The following is a 20,158-nucleotide window of genomic DNA, read 5'->3' on the forward strand; positions in this document are numbered from 1 at the left end:
AACTGTCAGCTATCTGAAGAATTCAGCGACGAAGGGAACCTCAGTGGAGATTGCGGGAACAGCGGCACTGGTCACAGGAGGCGCCTCCGGTCTCGGAGCCGCCACCGCCGAACGACTGGCCGGACAGGGCGCCACGGTGTTCGGTCTGGACCTCGCTCAGTCCATCGAGAAGGCTGCCGGTTCCGTCCCCGACGGTGTCACGCTGATCGAAGCCGACGTCACGAGCGACGAGGGCGTCCGCGCCGCGATCGCGCAGATCGCCGAGTCGGGAGTACCGCTGCGCATCGTCGTGAACTGCGCCGGCGTCGGCTGGGCCGGACGCATCCTGTCCAAGAAGGGCCCCCACGACCTCGAGCTCTTCCGCACGGTCATCACCATCAACCTGCTCGGCACCTTCAACGTGATGCGCCTCGCCGCGGACCACATCCAGTCCCTGCCGACGGTCGACGAGGCCGGACAGCGCGGCGTCGTCATCAACACCGCGTCGGTGGCGGCGTTCGAAGGCCAGATCGGGCAGATCGCATACTCCGCATCCAAGGGCGGCGTTGCCGGTATGACGGTTCCGGCTGCACGCGACCTTGCTCAGTTCGGCATTCGGGTGAACACCATCGCGCCCGGAATCGTCGATACCCCGATGCTCGCGGGAGTCGACGCCGAGTACCGCAAGGGCCTCGAAGCGGGCGTGCCGTTCCCGTCGCGTCTGGCCAAGCCGACCGAGTACGCGCAGCTCGCGCAGATGATCGTCGAGCACGACTACCTCAATGGCGAAACCATTCGCATGGACGGCGCGCTGCGAATGGCGCCGCGCTAGAGAAAGTTTTTCGGTCCCACCCATCCGCCCTGCGTGGTGGACCGAATTGCTACCCGAGAGACCCGCTGACGCTACCGACCCCCGACCGGCAGCTTTGGCGGGTCTCTCGCTTTGTGCCCACCATTGTCGAACTATCGACGACCAATTCTCCGGTCCACTCGACGTCCGACGATCCCCACGACGGCGCAGCTCACGACACCGATCAGCAGGTGAACAGCCCAGGCTCCGACGAGCGTCGGACCGCCCCAGGATGTGGCGTAAGAACCGTCGCGTACGACAGCCGGATAGAAGACTCCCCGCACGGCGGTGAGGACGACGAGGACCGCGAACACCGATCCGAACGCCGCGCGTACGACCCACCGCGTCATGCCGCGGGGCCGCGCAGGTCGTCCGCCGTCGGGATGTCCTCGACCGCCCGCTCCGCCATCCACACCCGCAGTGCGCGTGTGGCCTGCACGTCGTCCTCGTTGTACTCGAGCAGGCGGGTCCGCTGGGAGTGGTCGGAGTCGCCGTCGTAGCCGACGGCCTCGCGGTACCAGCCCATCGACGCTTCCCCGCCGGCCTCGGAATCGCGCCACGTGAACCCGGCCACCGGCGCCACCTTCTTCAGTCCCTTGCCCGACGGGCACACGAAGTTCTCCGACACCGCGATGTACATGTCGACCCACTCGGGCCCGTCGATGAACTCCCGGATCTCCGCCTCGGTGGGGACGCCCGGCATACCGTCGAATCGTCTGGCCGAGTCGAGCAGCCACTTGTCCTCGGCCGACCGTGAGTAGCAGTACGCCGCGAACGTCTGTCCGGCGTCGTGCGCGTCGGCGCGCCTGCCCATCAGCCAACCCCAGAACTCGGCGAACGACCGTGCCTCGTCGAGCGTCGGTACCGGTTCCCACGTCAGGAACGCGCGGTACTCGGGAACGGTTCCGTCGCGCCGGTCGAGGAGGGTGCCCCACATGTACGCGCCGTGTTCCTGGTAACTCTCCATGTCGACGTCGACCTCGACGTCCGCCCGCGTCACCGTGACCTCGGCCCTCTTACGGACCAGTGGGACCTTCGTCAGCCATGCCCTCGCCAGCACGACGGCCTCGGCGAAGTCACCGTGCGGCCAGTTCTCGGGGACGCCGCCGGTCCACTGCGCAAGCTCGTCGACTGTCCGAATTCCCGCCGCGCGCAAGGCGTCCGCTCGACCACCGGGAGCAACCAGGCTCACGTCGTGCGCTGCCTCGAGCTGCGCACTGCAGTCGGTCCACCACCGGCACGATCGACACTCCCCGACCCGCGACGGAACCGTCAGTGCCCGACCCTGAGCCACCGCCAGCCGGTCGCCGAAACGCTCGTCGTACTCGCCCGCAACCGCCGCCAGATCGTGGACCAGCATGCAATCGGCTCCGAAGCCGATCACGCCGCCGAGGTCGGAGGCCCCCGCAAGACCCACGACGGCAAGCAGGCGGTGCGCGTGGACGAGCGCCAGCTGATCGCGCAGTTGGGAGCGAACCTTGCGGGTTGCGTCGGGGCGCGGGTCCCAGGCCCCCAGCGGAGAGGTAAGTGCACCGGCACCCGGATCGGTGACCTTGTGATTGACCACCAGGACGGGGGCGTACCCGCCGGCCGGGTCGGCCATCAACATGTCGCACCGCCCGCGTCGACCGTCCACGTCGTCCTCGGCGAACACCGCACCCCAGACGATCGAGGCGCCGGATCGGCACGCAGCAAGGGTGGCCTCGATGCGCGCGTTCCGCGAGGTGTCCGCTGGCACGATCACCGCACCCAGGCCTGCCATCTCGTCCCGGATCACCTCGCGGTGCGCAGCCGCCGCCTCACGGCGCTGGACCACACCGGCGTCTTCCTTCACCCCGCGCAACAACGAGCCGTACGCGGTGTCGAGATAGAGCCGATGACGGCACCGGGTCAGCGACCCGGCGTCGATCGTCACCGGCGGGAGGGCCGGAGGCCGCTCGTCCTCGACTCGTGAGCTCATTCTCGCAGCGTAGAACCAGGGGGTGACACGATTGCCGTGACAGCCCGATAGGCTCGTGCGAAAGCACTACTACAGAGGGGGATCGTTCGCGATGGCCTTGTTCACGAAACGCACCTCCCGTGCCACCCGCAAGGCGGAAGCGAAAGCCCTGCTGCACAAGGCGAAGATCGAAGCCAAGCTCAACGCCAAGAACGAGCGCAAGCAGCTCAAGGAGCTCGTCAAGAACGACAACAAGGCGCTCGCGAACCAGCAGAAGCTCGACAAGGCCGCTCTGAAGACGTACGAGGTTCAGCAGAAGGCTGCCAACGAAGGCAAGCTGACCGTCGGCAAGGTGCGCAAATACATCGCGATCGCCCGCGTGGTGTCGCCCATCCTGATGCCCATCGCCTACAAGTTGTCGACCGTCGTCCGCGCGCAGCTCGACGAGCGTCGCGCCACCCGGATCGGCGTCGGCGTGGGCGAACTCGCCGAGTTCACCGGCCACGGCGCCAAGTTGAGCGCGCGGATCTCCGGTGCGGAGAGGTCCACCAAGCAGATCGAGGCAACGCATTCCGGCGAGGAGGTCGGCAAGTTCGTCTCCGCGATCTCGGGTCGGCTCACGGAGCTGACCACCGCCGTCCGCGCAGCCGAGCAGATGCCGCCCGCCCGCCGCAAGATCGCACACGCCGCCATCAGCAACGAGCTCGACGGCATCGAGGCCGACATCCTCGCCCGCCTCGGCGTGCGCTGACCCAATCGACGCCGTGACACGAGAGCTACGTGGGGGTTCCGTCGGTGCCCTGACCGCAGCTCTCGCGGTCGCGGCTCACGGTGTGGGTGGAGGCGGGATTCCGTCCTCCACGTCGTGGGTGTTCCTCCTCGCGCTGTGCGTGTGCGTCGGGGTCGGCGCCGCGACCGTGTCCCCGTCGGCGCCGTCGCTCCCCGTACTGGTGGGGTGGCTCGCGGCGGGACAGGGTCTCGCGCACTGGGCGCTGTCCCTACACCTCGGCCCGTCCGATGCGGCAATGACGCACCCCTCGATGAGCGCACCGATGTGGGGAGCGCACGCCGCGGCCGTCACCGCATGCGCACTCCTGGTCGTCGCCGCCGAACGTCTGTACGGGCCGATCACCTCGGTGCTGCGTGCGCCGTTGCTCGCACCCCTCTCTCGGCCGTGGGTTGCGGTGACACTGCTCCCGACCAGCGACGTCGCCGCCCTGCCGAACCGAACCGATCTGCAGTTCGACATCTCGAGGCGTGGGCCGCCGGTCGCGTCGTTCTGACGCACCACCCCTTCCACGACTCGAGAAAGCACAACCATGAACACCTCTATTCGGCGTGCCCTCGGCACGACTGCCCTGACCACCGCCGCCCTCCTGGCCGCGAGCGGAGTTGCCTCCGCACACGTTTCCGTCAACGCCCCGTCCGCGGCACAAGGCGGGTACACCGTGCTCGAGTTCCGCGTCCCGACGGAATCGGAGACGGCCAGCACCACTGCCGTCACCGTCGAACTGCCCGGCCTCGCATCGGCCCGTACCGAACCCATCCCCGGATGGACGGCCACGACCGAGAAGGACGGCGGCGACCTCGTCACGTCCGTCACCTGGACCGCCAACCCCGGTGCGGGCGTTCCGCCCGGCGAGTTCCAACGATTCGTCGTCAGCGCCGGACCGCTCCCCGCACAGGACGAGGTGGAGTTCCCGGCCACCCAGACCTACAGCGACGGGTCGGTGGTCGACTGGAACGAAGCCACGCCCGCCAGTGGAGAAGAACCCGAACACCCCTCGCCGACACTCGAATTGGCGGCCGGGTCGGACGACACCGTCGCCTCCGCCGTCGCTGCACCGAGCTCGTCCGACTCCGACACCACCGCCCGGTGGCTCGGGGGCATCGGTCTGGTCCTCGGCGCACTCGGTGCCGCGCTGGGAATCGGAGCCACCGTCAGGAGCCGACGCTCGTGAAACGCCTCGCTGCGCTGATCGTGGGAGTGCTTGCCGCGCTGACGCTGTCGGTAGGAACGGCGTCGGCTCACTCGGTCGCCGTGTCGAGCACACCGGAGAACGCGTCCAGCGTCGACACCGGTCCCGCGCAGGCCAGCGTGACGTTCAACGAGGCCATCCAGTCGCAGTTCGCGTCTTTGACCGTCGTGGGACCGGACGGAAACCTGTGGTCGCGTAGCGATCCCACGGTGTCGGGAGCGACGGTCTCGGTCGACGTCGGCGATCTGGGTCCCACCGGGACGTACACGATCGCGTACCGCGTCACCTCCGCCGACGGTCATCCCGTCAGCGGGACCCGGACGTTCGACCTGACGGCGGCCGGATCCGGAACACCCGGACCGGCCGCCGACGCGGATGCTGCGTCGGATTCGTCGGCGGGCGGAGTTCCGTTGTGGCCGTTCCTCGTTGCGGCGGTCGTCGTCTTCGCGGGCGGTCTGTTCTTCGCCCTGCGCAAGAAGGCCTGAGCGGGTGGGACGGCGGTACGCGGCAGCGGCCGTCGTCCCCACCGGTCTCGTCGGTGTCGCGATCGGTTGGGCACTGTCCCAACCGCTCGGGCCCGACAGCGGCAGTATCGTTCGGGTCCTCTCGCTCCTTCTCGGTTCGACCGTGCTGGGATTCGGTGCGCTGGGCTTGTTCTCCCGTCCGCAGTGGACGTCGATAGCCGCTCTGTCTGCAGGATGGGCTGTGGCAGAGGCGTTTCTGCTGGCGCTGGCTGCTGCCGACGTGTCGGGGCGTCGAGTCTGGTCGGTGCCGGTTCCGGCGTTCCTGAACTTCCTGCAGAACATCTCGGTCGGGCAGATCGGTGTCGCCACCCTGGTGTGCTTGATCGTGATCACCGGCGTCGCCGTCGCCGCCGCGCGATCGGGTGCGGAATGGTCGACGGTTCTCGTCGTCGTGCTCGCGGCGTTCGCGTCGATCGCCCGCCCGATCTCGGGGCACATGTCGCAGCAGCCGTTCGGGTCTCTGCTCGATGTGTTCCATGTCCTGGCCGCATCGGTGTGGCTCGGCATGTTGCTCGCGATGGCGCTGTCACTGCGCAGCAGACGTGATTGGGCGCAGACGCTTCCGCGGTACTCCCGAATTGCGTTCTGGTGTGTGGTGATCCTGTCGATTTCGGGAATTGCCAACGCGCTGATCCGATTACGTACCGTCGACGCCCTCGTCGGTACCGGGTACGGGCACATCGTGATAGCGAAGAGCCTGCTGACCGTGATTCTGGTGGCCGGGGGGTGGCGGCTGCGCCGGATCTGGGTCAGCCGAATCGGCGATCACCGCGTGCGGGAGGAGGAATCCTTCCGGCATGCGGTGATCGAAACTGCAGTGATGGCGCTGGCTTTCGGTTTGGCAGCGGCGCTCGCGACCACGCCCTAGTCGTTGCGTACGGTTCCTGTGTGAACCGCGAGTGGGCCCGGGCGAAGTGGAAGACTCTCGCGCTGGGGGTAGCCCTCGTAGCAGCAGTTGCAGTGGTAGGCGTTCATGCCTTCGACCGGTCTCCTGCGCCGACCGTAGCGGCTCCCCCGCCGGATTTCGGCCGGGTTCCCGACAGAGCCTGGATTCTGGACGTGGGCACACTGTCCGACGACGACACGCATGTACTACTCGCTGCGCCCTACACACTGTCCGAGTACTACGGCTACGGGTCGCCGATCACGACGTCGTCGTCGATTGTCGCCGCACTCGGAACTCCCGGCCCCGGCGGTGTCGGTGACGGTCGCGAGGTGGCCGACGTGACATTGGTCGGCGTCGATGTGGCCGACGGATCCCCCCTGTGGCACACCGCCGTCGGACAGATCGATCAGTGCTCGGCACCCGCCCGAGGCGTCGTTCTTGCGTGTTGGTCTGCACGGCGAGTTGCCTTCGTCGACTCCGTCTCCGGTGAGGCCATCGGTTCGGCAGACGTCGATTTCGACATAGACGACGTGAAAACAGCGGGCGACGACGTGTTCGTGTCCGGGACCGTGCTCCCTCCAGACGGTCGGGACGACGTACGCACCCCCGTTCTGACGCGCGGCACGGTCGACGACACCGACGCGGTTTATCGCCGAGATTTCGAGTCTCTGGGTCACTACTCGTACGCTCAGTCGTTCCCCGTGCGCGGCTTGACCACCGTCGGCACTTCGAACACTCTCGCCGGGCCGGCTGTCACTCGGGTCGTCGACAGCGCCACCGGTGAATCGCTGTTCGCCTACGCCGCGGAGTCGTCGAGTCCCGTCTCGTCGAATATCGTCCGTGCACAGAACGGCGTGCGCGCCGGTCTGATCGGCACGGAGGAGCTGCTCGACAGATCGGGTGCCACCGTTGCCGGAGTCGCGATCCCGTCGTCGTCCGCACTGACCTACGTGGGTGCGCGTGGGGACGACTCGCGGCCACTGTTTCTCGGGGACGGCGCCTACGACGCCGAAACGGGTGCGGAACTCTGGCGCAACCCCGACATGATCATCAGAGAGTCCGGTGGTCCGACCAGCGCCGTGAAAGCCGTGGTCGATCAGACGATCATTGTCACCTCACCCGACACCCGGACCATTACCGGCATCGACGTCACCACCGGAGAACGGCGGTGGCAGACGCCGTGGCAGGACGCGTACTGGGTCCGGGAAGGCGCAACCGACGGTAACTACTACGTGTTCGGCGACTACACCGGCATGCATGCAATCCGCGCTGCCGACGGAGCCGTCGTCTGGTCTCTTCCCCTGCCGGCGGGCGCCGACCCTCGTGAGGTGCGAGTCGGCGGCGCCGCCGGCAGGTTGTCGATCGCGTGGCGAGATCAGTTCACCGTCTACCGGTGACTACCGTCCCGGCACGTACTTCATCGCCTTGACGAACCGCGGCATGACCTGCGCCCACAGCTTCGGCGGTACACGCCGCGCGCCGAGGTTGATCAATCGTGTGGTCGAAACCGTCTGCGACTCGGTGTATTTGAGCAACCCGTCGGCGCCGTGGCGACGACCGACACCCGAGACACCCATGCCGCCCATCGGCGCGGCGGTGGAACCCCAGGTGGGTGCGTAGCCTTCGTCGACGTTCACGGTGCCGGCGTGCAACCGAGCGGCGATGGCCTCGCCTTCGGCCTTCGTACGGGCCCACACACTCGCGTTCAGGCCGTAGGCGGTGTCGTTCGCCTTCGCGACGGCCTCGTCCACGTTGTCCACAGGGTAGATCGACACCAACGGTCCGAAGGTCTCGGTGGCCGCGCATTCCATCTCGTCGGTCACGTTCGTCAGAACCGTCGGCTCGTAGAAGAGCGGACCGATGTCGGGGCGCGCCTTCCCGCCTGCGATCACTCTGGCGCCCTTGACCTTTGCGTCGTCGACGTGGCCGGAGATGGTCTTGACCTGATCCTCGGAGATGAGGCTGCCCATCTCGATGCCGAACTCGTAGTCCGCGCCGAGTGTCATCTTGCGGACGCGTTCACCGAACACGGCCGTGAACTGTTCCGCGACTGCCTTCTCGACGTAGATGCGTTCGATCGAGATGCACAGCTGCCCCGAGTTCGAGAAACACGCGCGCACAGCGGCGTCGGCAACCTCGGCGAGCTTCGCTCCCTTTGTCACGATCATGGCGTTCTTACCGCCGAGCTCGGCGGAGAAACCGATGAGGCGCCGGCCGGTCTGCTCCGCGAGCAGCTGACCCGTCGCGGTCGACCCGGTGAACATGAGGTAGTCGGTGTTGTCGACGATCGCCGTGCCCACCACCGAGCCGGGACCGGGCACGACGGGGAACAGATCCTTGGGAAGCCCTGCCTGGTAGAGCAATTCGACGCAGGCGAGCGCACAGTACGGAGTCTGGCTGTCCGGCTTGAGCACGACCGCGTTACCGGCGAGCAGCGCGGCGATCGCGTCGGACACCGCCAAGGTCATCGGGTAGTTCCACGGGGAGATCACTCCCACAACGCCTTTGGGCTGGTAGTTGACCCGCGTCTTGGTCAGGACCGGCAACATGCCCTGCACCTTCTTGGTCTTCAGCAACTTCTCGGCGGTGCGCGCGTAATGCCGCGCGGTCATCGCGATGTCGAGAACTTCTTCCTGCGCGGCGGCACGCGACTTACCGGTCTCGGCCTGCGCCATGTCGATGAGCGAGGCGCGGTGCTTCAGCACGAGGTCACGGTACTTGTGGAAGATGGCTGCGCGATCCGAGGCGGGACGCGCGGCCCATTCCTTCTGCGCGGCGCGCGCCGTGGCAACGGCAGCGAGAACGTCCTCTTTCGTCCCCACCGGGATGGTCGCCATCTCGCGACCGGTGAAGACCTCGGTGATGGGTTTGGTGGTCCGGGCGGCGACGTCGTCGATGGCGGCGAGAGCAGCCAGACGAGTGAACGTGGCGGTGGTGGGTGCTGGCATCGTTGCTCCCGCAGGTAGGCGTTGATCGAGGTCACAGACAACTTACCGGTAAGTAGGTTGCAAGGCACTTGACCCTCACGCAACGGGAGGAAGCAAGGTGGTTCACGTGGAAGGCAAAAGGACCGTCGGAGCCGTCGCCAGTCTGGTCGGCATCAGTGTCAGGACGTTGCATCACTACGACGAGATCGGTCTCGTGGTGCCGTCGTCTCGCACGAGCGCCGGCTACCGGACGTACAGCGACACCGACGTCGAGCGTCTCTACTCGGTGCTGTCGTACCGAGCGCTGGGCTTTCCACTCGAGGAGATACAGGTTCTCCTCGACGATCCATCGGTGGATGCCGTCGCGCATCTGCGCAGGCAGCGGAGCCTGCTCGACGAGCAGATCGAACACTTGCAGTCCATGGCGACCGCCCTGGACCGACTGTTGGAGGAGAACGAGATGGGGAACAAGCTCAGTCCCGAGGACCAGCGCGAGATCTGGGGCGACAACTGGCCCGGTGAGGAGTACGAGGCAGAGGCGCAGGAGCGATGGGGTGACACCGAGGCCTGGAAGCAAAGCCAGGCGTACACGTCCAACCTCACCAAAGACGACTGGAAGCGCATCAAAGCGGAGACGGATGCACTGGAGACTTCACTGGCCAAGGCCATGACGTCCGGTGTCGCACCCGGGACCGACGAAGCGAACGCTCTCGCCGAAGACCACCGTGCCTCGATCGAGCGGTACTACGCGTGCGATCACCGGATGCACGTCACCGTCTCGTCGCTGTACGTCAGCGACGACCGCTTCCGAAAGCACTACGACGACGTCGCGCCGGGGTTGGCGCAGTGGCTCGTAGATGTGGTGAACGCCAACGCGCGAGGGCACGGCGTCGAGGTCTAGACGAACCCGGCGATACGCCCAACCAGGCCGAGTGCGATCAGCACGACGATGACGCCGACGATGACGAGGAAAACGACGAAAGGCGCCCTGCTGCGCTGCGGTGGCTCATGATTCGGTCCGGTGGTGGACGCGGCCGTGGGCGGGGTGTCTCCGGGTGCCACGCCACCACCAGGCTCGAGGCCGGCTGCCTCGGCTGGATCTGGGTTCGATGCTGACGGGGTCGACATGGGTGGTCCTCACTACGAGTCGAGCACGTGTCTGTGTAAGTCACGGATGCCCCCGGAGCAACCGTGCCAACCGTGGGGTACCGGCTCGATTGCCGATCTCGGCCACCGATGTCCGGTTCGTCCGCGGCATGGAAGGCCGCTGAGCAGGGGCGACCGTCGAATTCGTGAGCTTCGTCATCGCGCGTCGGGCGATGACGCAGTCGAGTACCAGCGCTGGATAGGCTGTGGCGCATGACCACCCCGCCATTCGTTGCCACTGCCGATCTCGCCGACACGATCGGACCGGACATCCGCAGCTGCGACACCCAATTCAGGCAGCTCGGCGCGGTCACGGAGTTCTCCGGTCACATCACCACCATCAAGTGCTTTCAAGACAATCTGCTGGTGAAACAGACCCTGGGTGAGCCCGGCAACGGCGGCGTTCTCGTCGTGGACGGCGACGCGAGCATCCACACCGCCCTGGTCGGCGACATCATCGCCGGACGCGGCGTCGACAACGGATGGTCCGGGGTCATCGTCAACGGCGCAGTGCGGGATTCGGCGATCCTGAAAACCCTGAACATCGGCGTCAAAGCGTTGGGCACCAACCCCCGCAAGAGCACTCAGACGGGCTCCGGCGAGAAGAACGTGACGGTGGAGATCGGCGGCATCACCTTCATTCCCGGCGAATACGTGTACAGCGACGACGACGGCGTGGTCGTCACAGCTCAGCCTTTACCGGCCGCCAACTGAAGCTCCGGCAACTCGACCGGGTACAGCTCGTAGCGTCCGCGTAAGCCCTTCAGCTCCACCTCGCGGGGTTTGCCCAGCTCGATCCGGGACGTCGCGCCGAGCGCGTCCCGCACCGGTTCGCTGACGAGTATTTCCCCTCCCGCCGCCTGGCCGGCGACTCGTGCGGCCATGGCGACGTTGAGGCCGAACAGGTCGTCCCCGCGCCGCACCGAGCTACCGACATGCATCCCCATGCGCACGCGGATGCGGTCCCAGCGCTCCGAGTCCTCCCGCAGGGCCGTCTGGACCTGCACCCCGCAGAGGACCGCTCGCGTCGCGTCCGTGAACGCGATCATGTACCCGTCGCCCTGGTTCTTCACGACGTGGCCACCGTGGTCGGCCACGCACTTGTAGACGAGCCTGTTGTGCCGTTCCAGCAATTTCACCCATCCGCGGTCCCCCAGCTCCTCGTTGAGAGCCGTCGAACCCTCGATGTCGGAAAACACGATGACGACGTCTCCGTCGGCCGACATCCTGGCGAGATCGGGGCGTTCGACACGTGCCCACCCGGCGAGGTCCTCGACGGAATTACGCACCGTGGCGCCCAGTCCCTTGCGCACAACGGAGTCCGCCGTGCGGAACGCAGTCCGGACCGCGAGCGGAGCCAGCCCCGAGCGGCGGCGGCGCCCCGACTTCTGTGCGAGCGCGCGGCGCGCCGTGTGCAGACGGCGGCGGGTCACGACGAGCACGACACCCAACCCGACGATGGCTGCAAGTTCGAGGACCACCACGACAATCCAGACGATCGTGGCGCTCACTGCATTCGACCGTCGCGATGTGTCACAGGAACTCGTTGCCCAGCCATACGACCGCCCTTGAATCTGTTCATGCCCACCGCGGCGGACCGACTAGTCGTTCTTCGGCGACCCGAACGCATACTACGACCGCTGGACCGCTCAGCCGCTGCCCGCCAACGAGAGCTGGAAGCCCAACGTCGTTCGGTCGTCGGGCCGGTACCGGGGAACGACATAGAAGTACAGGAATCCCGACGCTGTCGACGACGCGAATGTCGTGGACGTCCCTGTTGCTGCTGAACGGGCAGGTTCGAGCACCCCCACCTGCGTCAGCCCGGACGACACATCGCCGGTCCCATCCGCCGTGCCACTCCAGATCCCGTAGACCTCGAACACGCGCGGTACCGTGATGCCATAGACCTGGCCGAGTGGTGTGCCGTGAGCTGTTGTTGCAGTGAGTGTTTGACTGTTTCCCTCGAACGAGGACGTCACGGTCACGGACCGCACGGCGTCCGTCACCGAGACCTCGATGTCCTGCACCGACGTCGGTCGACCCACGATCGGCGAACAGGCTGTGAGCGACCCCAAGGCGAGCAGGGTCGTCAGCGTGACCCTCCACATCGTTCGTTGCCGAACCATAGGACGACCCTAGAATATCGGAATGACTTCCGAGGCCGACCGACTCGAAATCATCGACTCGTCGTTCTTCGACGATCCGTACGCGTTCTACGACCGGTGGCACGGCAAGGGACCCGTCCACCACGTGCGGTTGGTGAACGGGCGCGAAGCGTATGTCGTGACGGGTTACGCGGAAGGTCGGGCAGCTCTCGCGGATCCGCGCCTCCACAAGGCCAGCGACCGCGCGGCCGAACTACTTCAGCGGCGTAAATCGAGCGTGCAGTACACGGTGGGTGAGGGCTTGTCGTCGAGCATGCTCAACTCCGACCCCCCGGATCACACCCGCCTGCGGAGCCTGGTCAACAAGGCGTTCACTGCGCGGAGCATCGCCTCCATGCGACCGCGCATCGAGACCATCACCACCGAGCTGCTCGACGCGATGGACCAGGGCGACACGGCAGACCTCATCGAGGATTTCGCAGTGCCGCTTCCCATCACGGTGATCTGCGAGCTGCTCGGCGTTCCGTTCGAGGACCGAGCCGACTTCCGGTCGTGGACGGACACGCTGCTCACCGTGGCGGTGGCGACGGATCAGGGACGAGCCGCGCGGTCGATGTCCGACTACCTACGCGGGCTGATTCAGTCCAAACGCACCACCCCGACCGACGACATGTTGACCATGTTGGTGGACGCTCGTGACGAGGGTGATCGCCTCAGTGAAACCGAGCTCGTGTCGACGGCGTTCCTGCTGCTCGTCGCCGGCCACGAGACCACCGTCAATCTGATCGGCAACGGCGCATGCGCCTTGCTGCACAATCCCGATCAGCTTGCCCTCCTCCGCGACGATCCGTCGTTGATCCCGGGGGCAGTCGAGGAGTTCCTGCGATACGACGGGCCCATCGACTTCGCGACCCTGCGCTATACACGGGAGCCTGTCGTCATCGGCGGAACCGAGATCCCCGCCGACGAATTCGTCTACGTCGCATTGCTTTCCGCGAACAGGGACGGCGAGAAGTATCCGAACCCGGAGGTTCTCGACGTCACCCGCGCCACGGGCGGCCACGTCGCATTCGGGTACGGCATCCACTACTGCGTGGGCGCTCCGTTGGCTCGGATGGAGGCGCAGATCGCATTCACCCAACTGCTGCAACGCTTTCCGCACCTCCACCTGGCGCCGGCCGAACAGAGGTACCGCGAGAGTTATCTCATCCACGGCCTGACGCATCTGCCGGTTCGGCTGCGCTGAGCCGGCGGAAGACTACCCACTGCTGCAACGCGGTCCACGCGTTGTTGGCCAGAAAGTAGATCAGGATCGCTACCGGTACGAACGGCCCGCCCACCAGCACGCCGAGTGGCACCACCATCATGACCCGGTTCATGATTCGCCCCTGAGCAGTGTCGGCCACCACGGGGTCCTGGTGAGCCAGCGAGACTCTCGTCGTGACGAACGTTGCGACGGCGGACAGCACCATCAGCGGTACTGCGACCGCGAGCACTGCCGGACTCCACGCCGCCGTGAGTACCGCGGACAGCGGGGCGCCGAACACGTGTGCGTCGAGAAACGACTGTACGTCTGCGGCGCTGAAGAAGTAGTTCGGAGTCACCGCGTTCTGCGCCGCCGACATCGGGTCGGTTGCGTCCAGGAACGGTACGTGGGCAGCGGTTCCCGTGCGGTCGAACGAGCGGAGAACGTGAAACAAGCCGATGAACACCGGCGCCTGCACCAGCGCCGGGAGGCACCCGGCGAGTGCGTTCACGCCATGCTCCTTGTTCAGCTTCTGCAACTCCTCAGCGAGCCTTCGGTTGTCGCCGGAGTACTTCTCTCGAAGTGCCTTGATCTCGGGCTGCAACTGCCGCGTGATGCGCTGCGTGCGGACTTGTTTCACGAACGGTCGCACCAGCAACAGTCGCACGGTGAAGACGAGAAAGATCACCGCAAGCGACCACGCGAGACCGCTCGACGGGTCACCGACGACGAAGGAAAAGACATTGTGCCAGAACAACAACAGGGCAGAAACGGGATAATAGACGAAATCGAGCATGGGTCACCTCGGAAGGAGTTGGGTCATCGACAGCTGGACGTCGTATGACCGACCCGGAGAATTCAGGCCGGCCGGAGACCGGTTCCTGGTGCGCGAGGTTGGGGCCGCCCCGGTGCGTCGGGGCTCGATTGGCGGCGGAACGAGCCGTGTAGACAACGTTCGTCCGAAGCCGGTCCGGTAGTGGGGGCGAACAGCGCCGAGCGCTCTTGCCCCGCAACGTGAAATGCGAGCGCAGCGACGAGAGCAGCAACTGCGACGGCACCGACGATGCCCACCGAAGTCTGCACATCCGCGGCGCCGAAAAGCGCTGCGAGAGGCAGCGCCATCAGAAGGAGCCAACGGAACGACATGGGTCCGATGCTAGAGCGCACGACCTGGTGCGGCAAGCGCGATCACGGCCGAGCGCTCACCGCTTCGAGCGCCAACCGCCTGATCTCGGCGTGGACCCGTTCGAAGACGACGGTCCCGATGAGCATCGATTCCACGGCCGCAGTGCGGGTTGGCTTGGCGCGCGCATAGCCCACCTCGAGCTCCGCGGTCGCATACGCCGAATCCGCGACGGCGTCCAAGTCGGACAGCGTTACGCCGAAGCCGAAGGTACGCAACGTGCCGATCAGCTCGGCCAATCGATACGGAGCGGGTGCGCCGTCCTCGATTGCCCATTCCCGCGCGCGCAGCCAGTCGTGTACCTCCCCCACGTCGGGTTCGACATCTGGAACGGAGTCGATGCCGTGCATGACCGCCCCGAAGGCGTGGTGCAGCGGAGCACCGTCGTCGTCGACCGCCGCAAGGGTGGCACGGATTCGTGCAATGGGGAGTCCGCCGATGTCGACGAGCGCGCGAATCAATCGCAACCGGTGGACGTGGCCTTCGTCGTACGTCGCCTGGGTGGGCGAACTCTGCGCACCCGCAGGCAGTAATCCCTCGCGGAGGTAGTACTTGATGGACGCGACGGATACCCCGCTGGCTCGGCTCAGTTCTGAGATTCTCACCTTGACATCACCATTGGATAGTAGCACTATCCATTTATGACTTCAGTCCAGAACGGCCGCTTCACGGCACAGATCGACGGCGATTTCGTCGTCTTCGTTATCGGTATGCGCATCAACAAAGTTCGCCGAATCGACCAGTGGATCCGGCCGTTCATGGCCATGCCCCGCATGCTGAGCGAACTCGCCGCCCACCCAGAGCTCGGAATGCTCGGTGCCAGTTCGTCGTTGGGCGGCCGAACGATCACCATGATCCAGTACTGGCGCAGCTTCGAGGCCCTCGAAGCCTTCGCTAAGGATCCGAACAACCCACACCTGCCGGCATGGCGCGAATTCAACAAGCGGGTCGGCGGAAACGGAAACGTCGGGATCTTCCACGAGACGTACCGCGTCGGACCCGGACAGCACGAATCGATCTACGCGAACATGCCCGTCATGGGGTTGGCCGCAGCGGGGAGCGCCGCGCCGTTGTCGGCGAAAAGCACTGCCCGCGCACGCATTACTCGGTAGCGACGGTCACGGACACCCCGCCGACCGTCACGATGTCGCCGACGCGTAGTTGCCGCCCGCGACGCAGCTCCACCTCGCCGTTCACGGTCACTTCGCCGTCGGCAATCACCATCTTCGCTTCGGCGCCCGAGTCGATCATGTTGGCCAGCTTCAGGAATTGACCGAGCCTGATCGACTCGTCACGGATGGGCACGGTCACAGGAACTCGACTCCCTGCGCGAGGGGCAGTTCCGAGCTGTAGTTGACGGTGTTCGTCGAACGCCGCATGTACGACTTCCACGCATCGCTGCCGGACTCACGCCCGCCACCGGTTTCCTTCTCGCCGCCGAAGGCGCCGCCGATCTCCGCGCCGGACGGTCCGATGTTGACGTTGGCGATGCCGCAATCCGACCCGGCAGCGGAGAGGAACCGTTCGGCCTCGCGCAGGTCGGTCGTGAAGATCGACGACGAAAGACCCTGCGGCACATCGTTGTGCAGAGCAATGGCCTCGTCGAGATCCGAGTACGACATGAGGTAGATGATCGGTGCAAAAGTCTCGTGCTTGACGATCTCGGTCTGCCCCGGCATCACCACGATCGCCGGCTGCACGTAGTAACCACCGAGCTCCTCAGCGACCCGCTCACCCCCGGCCACCACCTTGCCACCGTCTCTCGCCGCCTGCTCCAACGCGGACACGTACCCGTCGTACGCTGCTTCGTCGATCAGGGGACCGACCAGAGTGGTTGTCTCCAAGGGAGATCCGATGGGGAGAGTCGCGTACGCCGAGGACAACCTGTCCACGAGGGTGTCGACGATGGACTCGTGCGCGATAACCCGGCGCAACGACGTGCATCGCTGCCCGGCAGTTCCCGCTGCCGAGAACACGATTCCGCGCACCGTCAGATCCAGATCGGCGGTGGGGGAGACGATCGCGGCGTTGTTTCCGCCCAGCTCCAGCAGAACTCGGCCGAACCGCTGCGCGACGCGCGGCGCCACCTCACGACCCATCCGAGTCGAACCGGTGGCGGACACGAGCGCTACGCGTGGATCGTCGACCAGTGCTTCACCGGCGTCGCGTTCACCGATGATGAGCTGCGCAATCTTCGGGTCGACCCCTGCCCGGTCAGCGGCCTGTTCGAAAATCGCTTGCACGGCCACGGCAGTGAGCGGTGTCTTCTCCGACGGCTTCCACACGACGGTGTCACCGGCCACCAAGGCCAACACGGTGTTCCAGGACCACACGGCGACCGGGAAGTTGAAGGCCGTGATCACGGCGACGACGCCGAGGGGATGCCACTGCTCCATCATGCGGTGGCCCGGGCGCTCGGTGGCGATCGTGTTTCCGTAGAGCTGACGCGAGAGACCGACACCGAAATCGCAGATGTCGATCATCTCCTGAACCTCACCGCGTCCCTCGCTGACGATCTTGCCGGCCTCGATGGACACCAACTCGCCGAGCGCATCCTTGTGCTCGCGCAGCAACTCCCCGAGTTCGCGGACGACGCCACCGCGCACCGGCGCGGGGACCGTCGACCAGGTCCGGAATGCCGCCACCGCGTCGTCGACGACGGTCGACGGGTCCGCCGACGGCTGCAGATATCCCAGCGTGCCGCCGGTGATGGGTGACGACGTCACCAGGCCTGCGCCGTCCGGTGTCGCAGCGGCGAACGACGCGTCGGCGCCCATGGCGGTGAGGAGCTCGGCGGTCCTGGTGGTCAGGTCGGAGGTCGATGTCATGGGATCCATTCTGTCCGATCGAGTCAACACAGGACAAATTATGGTCTATCTGTTGTTTGACGAAATATTATCGCGTACGTTGCCATCCATGACACAAGTCTTACGACGTCCGGCCTACCCCGCCCACCAGCCGGTCGACGCGACTGCCGTGCACGAGGTCATCGGAAGCCACATGCTGGCCGATGGCTTCGAGATGGTCCTGGACCTGACGGAGTCGCAGGGATCGACTCTCGTCGATGCCCGCGACGGATCGCGTTACCTCGACATGTTCACGTTTTTCGCATCGAACGCGCTGGGCATGAATCACCCTGCCCTCGTGGACGACGAGCGGTTCCGCGCCGACCTCCTCGAGGCTGCCCTGCACAAGCCGAGCAATTCCGACGTCTACACCGCGGCCATGGCCGGCTTCGTGGACACGTTCGCCCGCGTCCTGGGTGATGCTCGCTTGCCGCACCTGTTCTTCGTCGAAGGCGGCGCGCTCGCGGTCGAGAACGCGCTGAAGGTCGCGTTCGATTGGAAGAGTCGCTGGAACGAAGCGCATGGGATCGACCCCGCGCTCGGGACCAAGGTCATGCACCTCGAGCACGCGTTCCACGGCCGCTCCGGATACACGATGTCGCTGACGAACACCGACCCCATCAAGGTCGCCCGGTTCCCGAAGTTCGACTGGCCGCGCATCTCGTCTCCCTACATCCGTGACGGCGCGGACATGGATGCCCTGGAACAGCATTCGCTCGACGCAGCTCGTCGTGCGTTCGAGGCCGACCTGCACGACGTGGCGTGCCTGATCCTCGAACCCATTCAGGGCGAGGGCGGCGACCACCACTTCCGTCCGCAGTACTTGCAGGGTCTGCGCGCGTTGTGCGACGAGTTCGACGCCTTGCTCGTCTTCGACGAGGTGCAGTCCGGAGCCGGAATGACCGGCAGCGCTTGGGCATTCCAGCAGCTCGGGGTGGCACCCGACGTCATGTCCTTCGGCAAGAAGACCCAGGTCTGCGGCGTGATGGCCGGCGGGAAGGTCGACGAGGTGCCGGACAATGTGTTCACGGTGTCTTCGCGCATCAACTCCACCTGGGGCGGCAGCCTCACTGACATGGTGCGCGCACGCCGCATCCTCGAGGTCGTCGAGTCCGAGGATCTGATCGCTCGGGCGGGCGAGCTGGGCTCGTATCTCCTGACGGGACTGCGTTCATTGACTCTGCGGCACAACCACATCGACAACGTGCGCGGTCGCGGCCTGATGACCGCCTTCTCGATGCCCGACGGCACATCCCGTGACGAGCTCGTCGAGCGGATGCGCACCGAGGAGCACGTTCTGATGCTCGGTTGCGGGGAGCGCAGTGTCCGGTTCCGGCCGGCGCTCACGGTCACCGAGGCGGACCTCGACGCTGCGGTTGCTGCGCTGGATCGGGTGCTCGGATCGCACCACTGACGATCAGCCCTGCTGCGTAGCCGCCCACTCCTCGACGCGACGGTTGCTCTCCTCGTCCGACAGGTCGTCGACGCGAGTCTGCACCGACCACCGGACGCCGAACGGGTCCAGGATCGAACCGAAACGGTCGCCGGAGACGAAGGTGGACACCGGTTCCCGGATCGTTGCACCCGCGTCGGCGGCGCGTGTCACCACGTCGTCGACGTCGGGAACGTACAGTGCAAGCGAGTAGGAGACGGCCGCGCCTGCGGTGGGGGCAACCAGGCCATAAGACTCCATCGAGTCACTCAATGTCATCCTGCCCGAGGCGAATTCGATCTCGGCGTGCGCGACGATGTCCCCGAACCTGGTCACGCCGTGCACCGTGGCTCCGAACACGTCGCGGTAGAAGTCGATGGCGTCGGCCGCACGAGCTACGACGATGTGCGGGGTCAGCGACGTGCGCCCGTGTGGCAGGCCGTCGGTGGTGAATTCTCCGGTAGCTGCTGTTGTGGTCATGTTTCGATTCTCGGACACGAGGGACCGCGCCGTCTTGAACATTTGCGACACGTCCCCGTTCTGCCGAGACTAGGGGGTGGGGCCGAACTCCCGCGCGATCGCTTCCAACTTCTCCAGGTAGCCGGCTTCGACGTCCCCGAGGTTGTCCCCGACGGCGCGAAGCCCCGCGACACCATCGATCGTTTCCCGCACGATGTCCGCCTGACCGGCGTGGCGGGCAGTCTCGGCGGTGACGTGTATCAACGTTCGATGCAGCGTGATCGCGGCCCGCTCTTGCGGCCAGTGTGGAACGTGCCCGCTCGTGTCGAGATCCAGCTCGACGATGGTCCGATCGGAGTGCGCCCACGCCGCCCGGTATCCGTCCAGGATCTGCTCGCGTGACTCACCGGCCACGGCGTACATGTCTGCCTGATCCTCGCCGCCCGCCCACGGCGGTTCCAGCCCGGAGGGTCGGCCGAACGTGTCGCCGAAATACCCGTACTACTCGACGAACGTCAGATGCTTGACCAGGCCCAACAGGTTGGTCCCGGTCGGCGTCATCGGCCGGCGGATGTCGTAGTCGGACGCACCGTCCAGCTTCCACACGATCGCATCCCGCGCGGCCTGTAGGTATCCCTGTAAATCTGCTTTCATGAC

Annotated in this window: 24 protein-coding genes and 1 pseudogene; 12 read left to right on the top strand and 13 right to left on the bottom strand. The window is 66.0% G+C overall.

Annotated features, from left to right (window positions below; genetic code table 11):
• Positions 1-43: 43 nt before the first annotated feature.
• Positions 44-811, top strand: a complete 768-nt coding sequence (locus tag IEW02_RS00400; protein ID WP_188542751.1) for an SDR family NAD(P)-dependent oxidoreductase — start codon at positions 44-46, stop codon at positions 809-811.
• Between the two features lie 131 nt (positions 812-942).
• Here IEW02_RS00400 and IEW02_RS00405 read toward each other — a convergent pair whose 3' ends face one another.
• Positions 943-1,179, bottom strand: coding sequence for a hypothetical protein (locus tag IEW02_RS00405; RefSeq protein ID WP_188542752.1), 237 nt, complete (start codon positions 1,177-1,179; stop codon positions 943-945).
• Positions 1,176-2,789 carry a TM0106 family RecB-like putative nuclease gene (locus tag IEW02_RS00410; RefSeq protein WP_188542753.1) on the bottom strand — a complete coding sequence of 538 codons (1,614 nt, stop codon included), beginning with the start codon at positions 2,787-2,789 and terminating at the stop codon, positions 1,176-1,178. The genes IEW02_RS00405 and IEW02_RS00410 overlap by 4 nt, the downstream gene beginning before the upstream one ends.
• A 91-nt stretch (positions 2,790-2,880) precedes the next feature.
• Here IEW02_RS00410 and IEW02_RS00415 point away from each other — a divergent pair, with 91 nt between their 5' ends.
• Genes IEW02_RS00415 through IEW02_RS00435 form a run of 6 tightly spaced genes read left to right on the top strand, consistent with a single transcriptional unit; the run spans position 2,881 to position 7,554 of the window.
• Entirely contained in the window at positions 2,881-3,519 is a 639-nt protein-coding gene (locus IEW02_RS00415; RefSeq protein ID WP_188542754.1) for a DUF6474 family protein, read from the top strand.
• 13 nt (positions 3,520-3,532) lie between these two features.
• On the top strand, positions 3,533-4,051 hold the full coding sequence (locus IEW02_RS00420; RefSeq protein WP_229745703.1) for a hypothetical protein: 519 nt from the start codon (positions 3,533-3,535) through the stop codon (positions 4,049-4,051).
• 36 nt (positions 4,052-4,087) lie between these two features.
• Positions 4,088-4,729 (top strand): YcnI family copper-binding membrane protein, encoded by a 642-nt coding sequence (locus tag IEW02_RS25000; RefSeq protein WP_229745704.1) that lies wholly within the window; start codon positions 4,088-4,090, stop codon positions 4,727-4,729.
• Entirely contained in the window at positions 4,726-5,232 is a 507-nt protein-coding gene (locus IEW02_RS25005; protein WP_229745705.1) for a copper resistance CopC family protein, read from the top strand. Before IEW02_RS25000 ends, IEW02_RS25005 begins: the two co-directional genes overlap by 4 nt.
• Before the next feature lie 4 nt (positions 5,233-5,236).
• Entirely contained in the window at positions 5,237-6,139 is a 903-nt protein-coding gene (locus IEW02_RS00430; protein WP_229745706.1) for a CopD family protein, read from the top strand.
• 20 nt (positions 6,140-6,159) lie between these two features.
• Complete coding sequence (locus IEW02_RS00435; protein ID WP_188542757.1) at positions 6,160-7,554, top strand: outer membrane protein assembly factor BamB family protein; 1,395 nt, start codon at positions 6,160-6,162, stop codon at positions 7,552-7,554.
• Here IEW02_RS00435 and IEW02_RS00440 read toward each other — a convergent pair whose 3' ends face one another.
• Complete coding sequence (locus tag IEW02_RS00440) at positions 7,555-9,105, bottom strand: succinic semialdehyde dehydrogenase (RefSeq protein ID WP_188542758.1); 1,551 nt, start codon at positions 9,103-9,105, stop codon at positions 7,555-7,557.
• Positions 9,106-9,211: 106 nt separating this feature from the next.
• Between IEW02_RS00440 and IEW02_RS00445 the strand changes: the two genes are divergently transcribed.
• On the top strand, positions 9,212-9,985 hold the full coding sequence (locus tag IEW02_RS00445; protein ID WP_188542759.1) for a MerR family transcriptional regulator: 774 nt from the start codon (positions 9,212-9,214) through the stop codon (positions 9,983-9,985).
• Here the strand turns inward: IEW02_RS00445 and IEW02_RS00450 are convergent.
• Complete coding sequence (locus IEW02_RS00450; RefSeq protein WP_188542760.1) at positions 9,982-10,212, bottom strand: DUF6480 family protein; 231 nt, start codon at positions 10,210-10,212, stop codon at positions 9,982-9,984. The two genes, IEW02_RS00445 and IEW02_RS00450, sit on opposite strands and share 4 nt — an antisense overlap.
• Before the next feature lie 231 nt (positions 10,213-10,443).
• Here IEW02_RS00450 and rraA point away from each other — a divergent pair, with 231 nt between their 5' ends.
• Positions 10,444-10,944 (top strand): ribonuclease E activity regulator RraA, encoded by a 501-nt coding sequence (rraA, locus tag IEW02_RS00455; protein ID WP_188542761.1) that lies wholly within the window; start codon positions 10,444-10,446, stop codon positions 10,942-10,944.
• Here the strand turns inward: rraA and IEW02_RS00460 are convergent.
• Together IEW02_RS00460 and IEW02_RS00465 are read right to left on the bottom strand one after the other, a co-directional pair.
• Positions 10,920-11,741 (bottom strand): adenylate/guanylate cyclase domain-containing protein, encoded by an 822-nt coding sequence (locus tag IEW02_RS00460; protein ID WP_188542762.1) that lies wholly within the window; start codon positions 11,739-11,741, stop codon positions 10,920-10,922. The two genes, rraA and IEW02_RS00460, sit on opposite strands and share 25 nt — an antisense overlap.
• A gap of 138 nt (positions 11,742-11,879) precedes the next feature.
• The gene (locus tag IEW02_RS00465; protein ID WP_188542763.1) at positions 11,880-12,356 is read right to left on the bottom strand and encodes a hypothetical protein; all 477 of its coding nucleotides are present in this window, start codon (positions 12,354-12,356) and stop codon (positions 11,880-11,882) included.
• 22 nt (positions 12,357-12,378) lie between these two features.
• Here IEW02_RS00465 and IEW02_RS00470 point away from each other — a divergent pair, with 22 nt between their 5' ends.
• On the top strand, positions 12,379-13,581 hold the full coding sequence (locus IEW02_RS00470) for a cytochrome P450 family protein (protein ID WP_188542764.1): 1,203 nt from the start codon (positions 12,379-12,381) through the stop codon (positions 13,579-13,581).
• Here IEW02_RS00470 and yidC read toward each other — a convergent pair.
• The 3 genes from yidC to IEW02_RS00485 form a co-directional block, all read right to left on the bottom strand.
• On the bottom strand, positions 13,541-14,377 hold the full coding sequence (gene yidC / locus IEW02_RS00475) for a membrane protein insertase YidC (protein WP_188542765.1): 837 nt from the start codon (positions 14,375-14,377) through the stop codon (positions 13,541-13,543). The genes IEW02_RS00470 and yidC overlap by 41 nt on opposite strands.
• A 62-nt stretch (positions 14,378-14,439) precedes the next feature.
• Positions 14,440-14,727, bottom strand: a complete 288-nt coding sequence (locus IEW02_RS00480) for a DUF6412 domain-containing protein (protein ID WP_188544092.1) — start codon at positions 14,725-14,727, stop codon at positions 14,440-14,442.
• A 42-nt stretch (positions 14,728-14,769) separates the two neighbouring features.
• Positions 14,770-15,369: a MerR family transcriptional regulator gene (locus IEW02_RS00485; protein WP_188542766.1), complete on the bottom strand. Its 600-nt coding sequence runs from the start codon at positions 15,367-15,369 to the stop codon at positions 14,770-14,772.
• 36 nt (positions 15,370-15,405) lie between these two features.
• Between IEW02_RS00485 and IEW02_RS00490 the strand changes: the two genes are divergently transcribed.
• A complete protein-coding gene (locus IEW02_RS00490) occupies positions 15,406-15,876 on the top strand; it encodes a DUF4188 domain-containing protein (protein ID WP_188542767.1) in 471 nt (156 codons plus the stop codon).
• On the opposite strand, the gene IEW02_RS00495 is transcribed toward IEW02_RS00490, so the two are convergent.
• Together IEW02_RS00495 and amaB are read right to left on the bottom strand one after the other, a co-directional pair.
• Positions 15,866-16,075 (bottom strand): RNA-binding S4 domain-containing protein, encoded by a 210-nt coding sequence (locus tag IEW02_RS00495; protein ID WP_188542768.1) that lies wholly within the window; start codon positions 16,073-16,075, stop codon positions 15,866-15,868. The genes IEW02_RS00490 and IEW02_RS00495 overlap by 11 nt on opposite strands.
• The gene (gene amaB / locus IEW02_RS00500) at positions 16,072-17,601 is read right to left on the bottom strand and encodes an L-piperidine-6-carboxylate dehydrogenase (RefSeq protein ID WP_371829895.1); all 1,530 of its coding nucleotides are present in this window, start codon (positions 17,599-17,601) and stop codon (positions 16,072-16,074) included. Before amaB ends, IEW02_RS00495 begins: the two co-directional genes overlap by 4 nt.
• A gap of 79 nt (positions 17,602-17,680) precedes the next feature.
• Between amaB and lat the strand changes: the two genes are divergently transcribed.
• Positions 17,681-19,024 carry an L-lysine 6-transaminase gene (gene lat, locus IEW02_RS00505; protein WP_188542770.1) on the top strand — a complete coding sequence of 448 codons (1,344 nt, stop codon included), beginning with the start codon at positions 17,681-17,683 and terminating at the stop codon, positions 19,022-19,024.
• 3 nt (positions 19,025-19,027) lie between these two features.
• Here lat and IEW02_RS00510 read toward each other — a convergent pair whose 3' ends face one another.
• Positions 19,028-19,522, bottom strand: a complete 495-nt coding sequence (locus tag IEW02_RS00510) for a VOC family protein (RefSeq protein WP_188542771.1) — start codon at positions 19,520-19,522, stop codon at positions 19,028-19,030.
• Positions 19,523-19,591: 69 nt separating this feature from the next.
• A pseudogene (locus IEW02_RS00515) lies at positions 19,592-20,155 on the bottom strand (DinB family protein).
• Positions 20,156-20,158: the final 3 nt, after the last annotated feature.

Origin of the sequence: Rhodococcoides trifolii (genome assembly GCF_014635345.1) — a bacterium.
Classification (GTDB): Bacteria; Actinomycetota; Actinomycetes; order Mycobacteriales; family Mycobacteriaceae; genus Rhodococcoides; species Rhodococcoides trifolii.

Bases quoted from the DNA above. Each gene is read 5' to 3' on its own strand.
- lat (WP_188542770.1), top strand. From the start codon at position 17,681: ATGACACAAGTCTTACGACGTCCGGCCTACCCCGCCCACCAGCCGGTC.
- amaB (WP_371829895.1), bottom strand. From the start codon at position 17,601: ATGGATCCCATGACATCGACCTCCGACCTGACCACCAGGACCGCCGAG.
- IEW02_RS00480 (WP_188544092.1), bottom strand. From the start codon at position 14,727: ATGTCGTTCCGTTGGCTCCTTCTGATGGCGCTGCCTCTCGCAGCGCTT.
- IEW02_RS00490 (WP_188542767.1), top strand. From the start codon at position 15,406: ATGACTTCAGTCCAGAACGGCCGCTTCACGGCACAGATCGACGGCGAT.
- rraA (WP_188542761.1), top strand. From the start codon at position 10,444: ATGACCACCCCGCCATTCGTTGCCACTGCCGATCTCGCCGACACGATC.
- IEW02_RS00450 (WP_188542760.1), bottom strand. From the start codon at position 10,212: ATGTCGACCCCGTCAGCATCGAACCCAGATCCAGCCGAGGCAGCCGGC.
- IEW02_RS00410 (WP_188542753.1), bottom strand. From the start codon at position 2,789: ATGAGCTCACGAGTCGAGGACGAGCGGCCTCCGGCCCTCCCGCCGGTG.
- IEW02_RS25000 (WP_229745704.1), top strand. From the start codon at position 4,088: ATGAACACCTCTATTCGGCGTGCCCTCGGCACGACTGCCCTGACCACC.
- IEW02_RS00440 (WP_188542758.1), bottom strand. From the start codon at position 9,105: ATGCCAGCACCCACCACCGCCACGTTCACTCGTCTGGCTGCTCTCGCC.
- yidC (WP_188542765.1), bottom strand. From the start codon at position 14,377: ATGCTCGATTTCGTCTATTATCCCGTTTCTGCCCTGTTGTTGTTCTGG.
- IEW02_RS00470 (WP_188542764.1), top strand. From the start codon at position 12,379: ATGACTTCCGAGGCCGACCGACTCGAAATCATCGACTCGTCGTTCTTC.
- IEW02_RS00510 (WP_188542771.1), bottom strand. From the start codon at position 19,522: ATGACCACAACAGCAGCTACCGGAGAATTCACCACCGACGGCCTGCCA.
- IEW02_RS00465 (WP_188542763.1), bottom strand. From the start codon at position 12,356: ATGGTTCGGCAACGAACGATGTGGAGGGTCACGCTGACGACCCTGCTC.
- IEW02_RS00415 (WP_188542754.1), top strand. From the start codon at position 2,881: ATGGCCTTGTTCACGAAACGCACCTCCCGTGCCACCCGCAAGGCGGAA.
- IEW02_RS00405 (WP_188542752.1), bottom strand. From the start codon at position 1,179: ATGACGCGGTGGGTCGTACGCGCGGCGTTCGGATCGGTGTTCGCGGTC.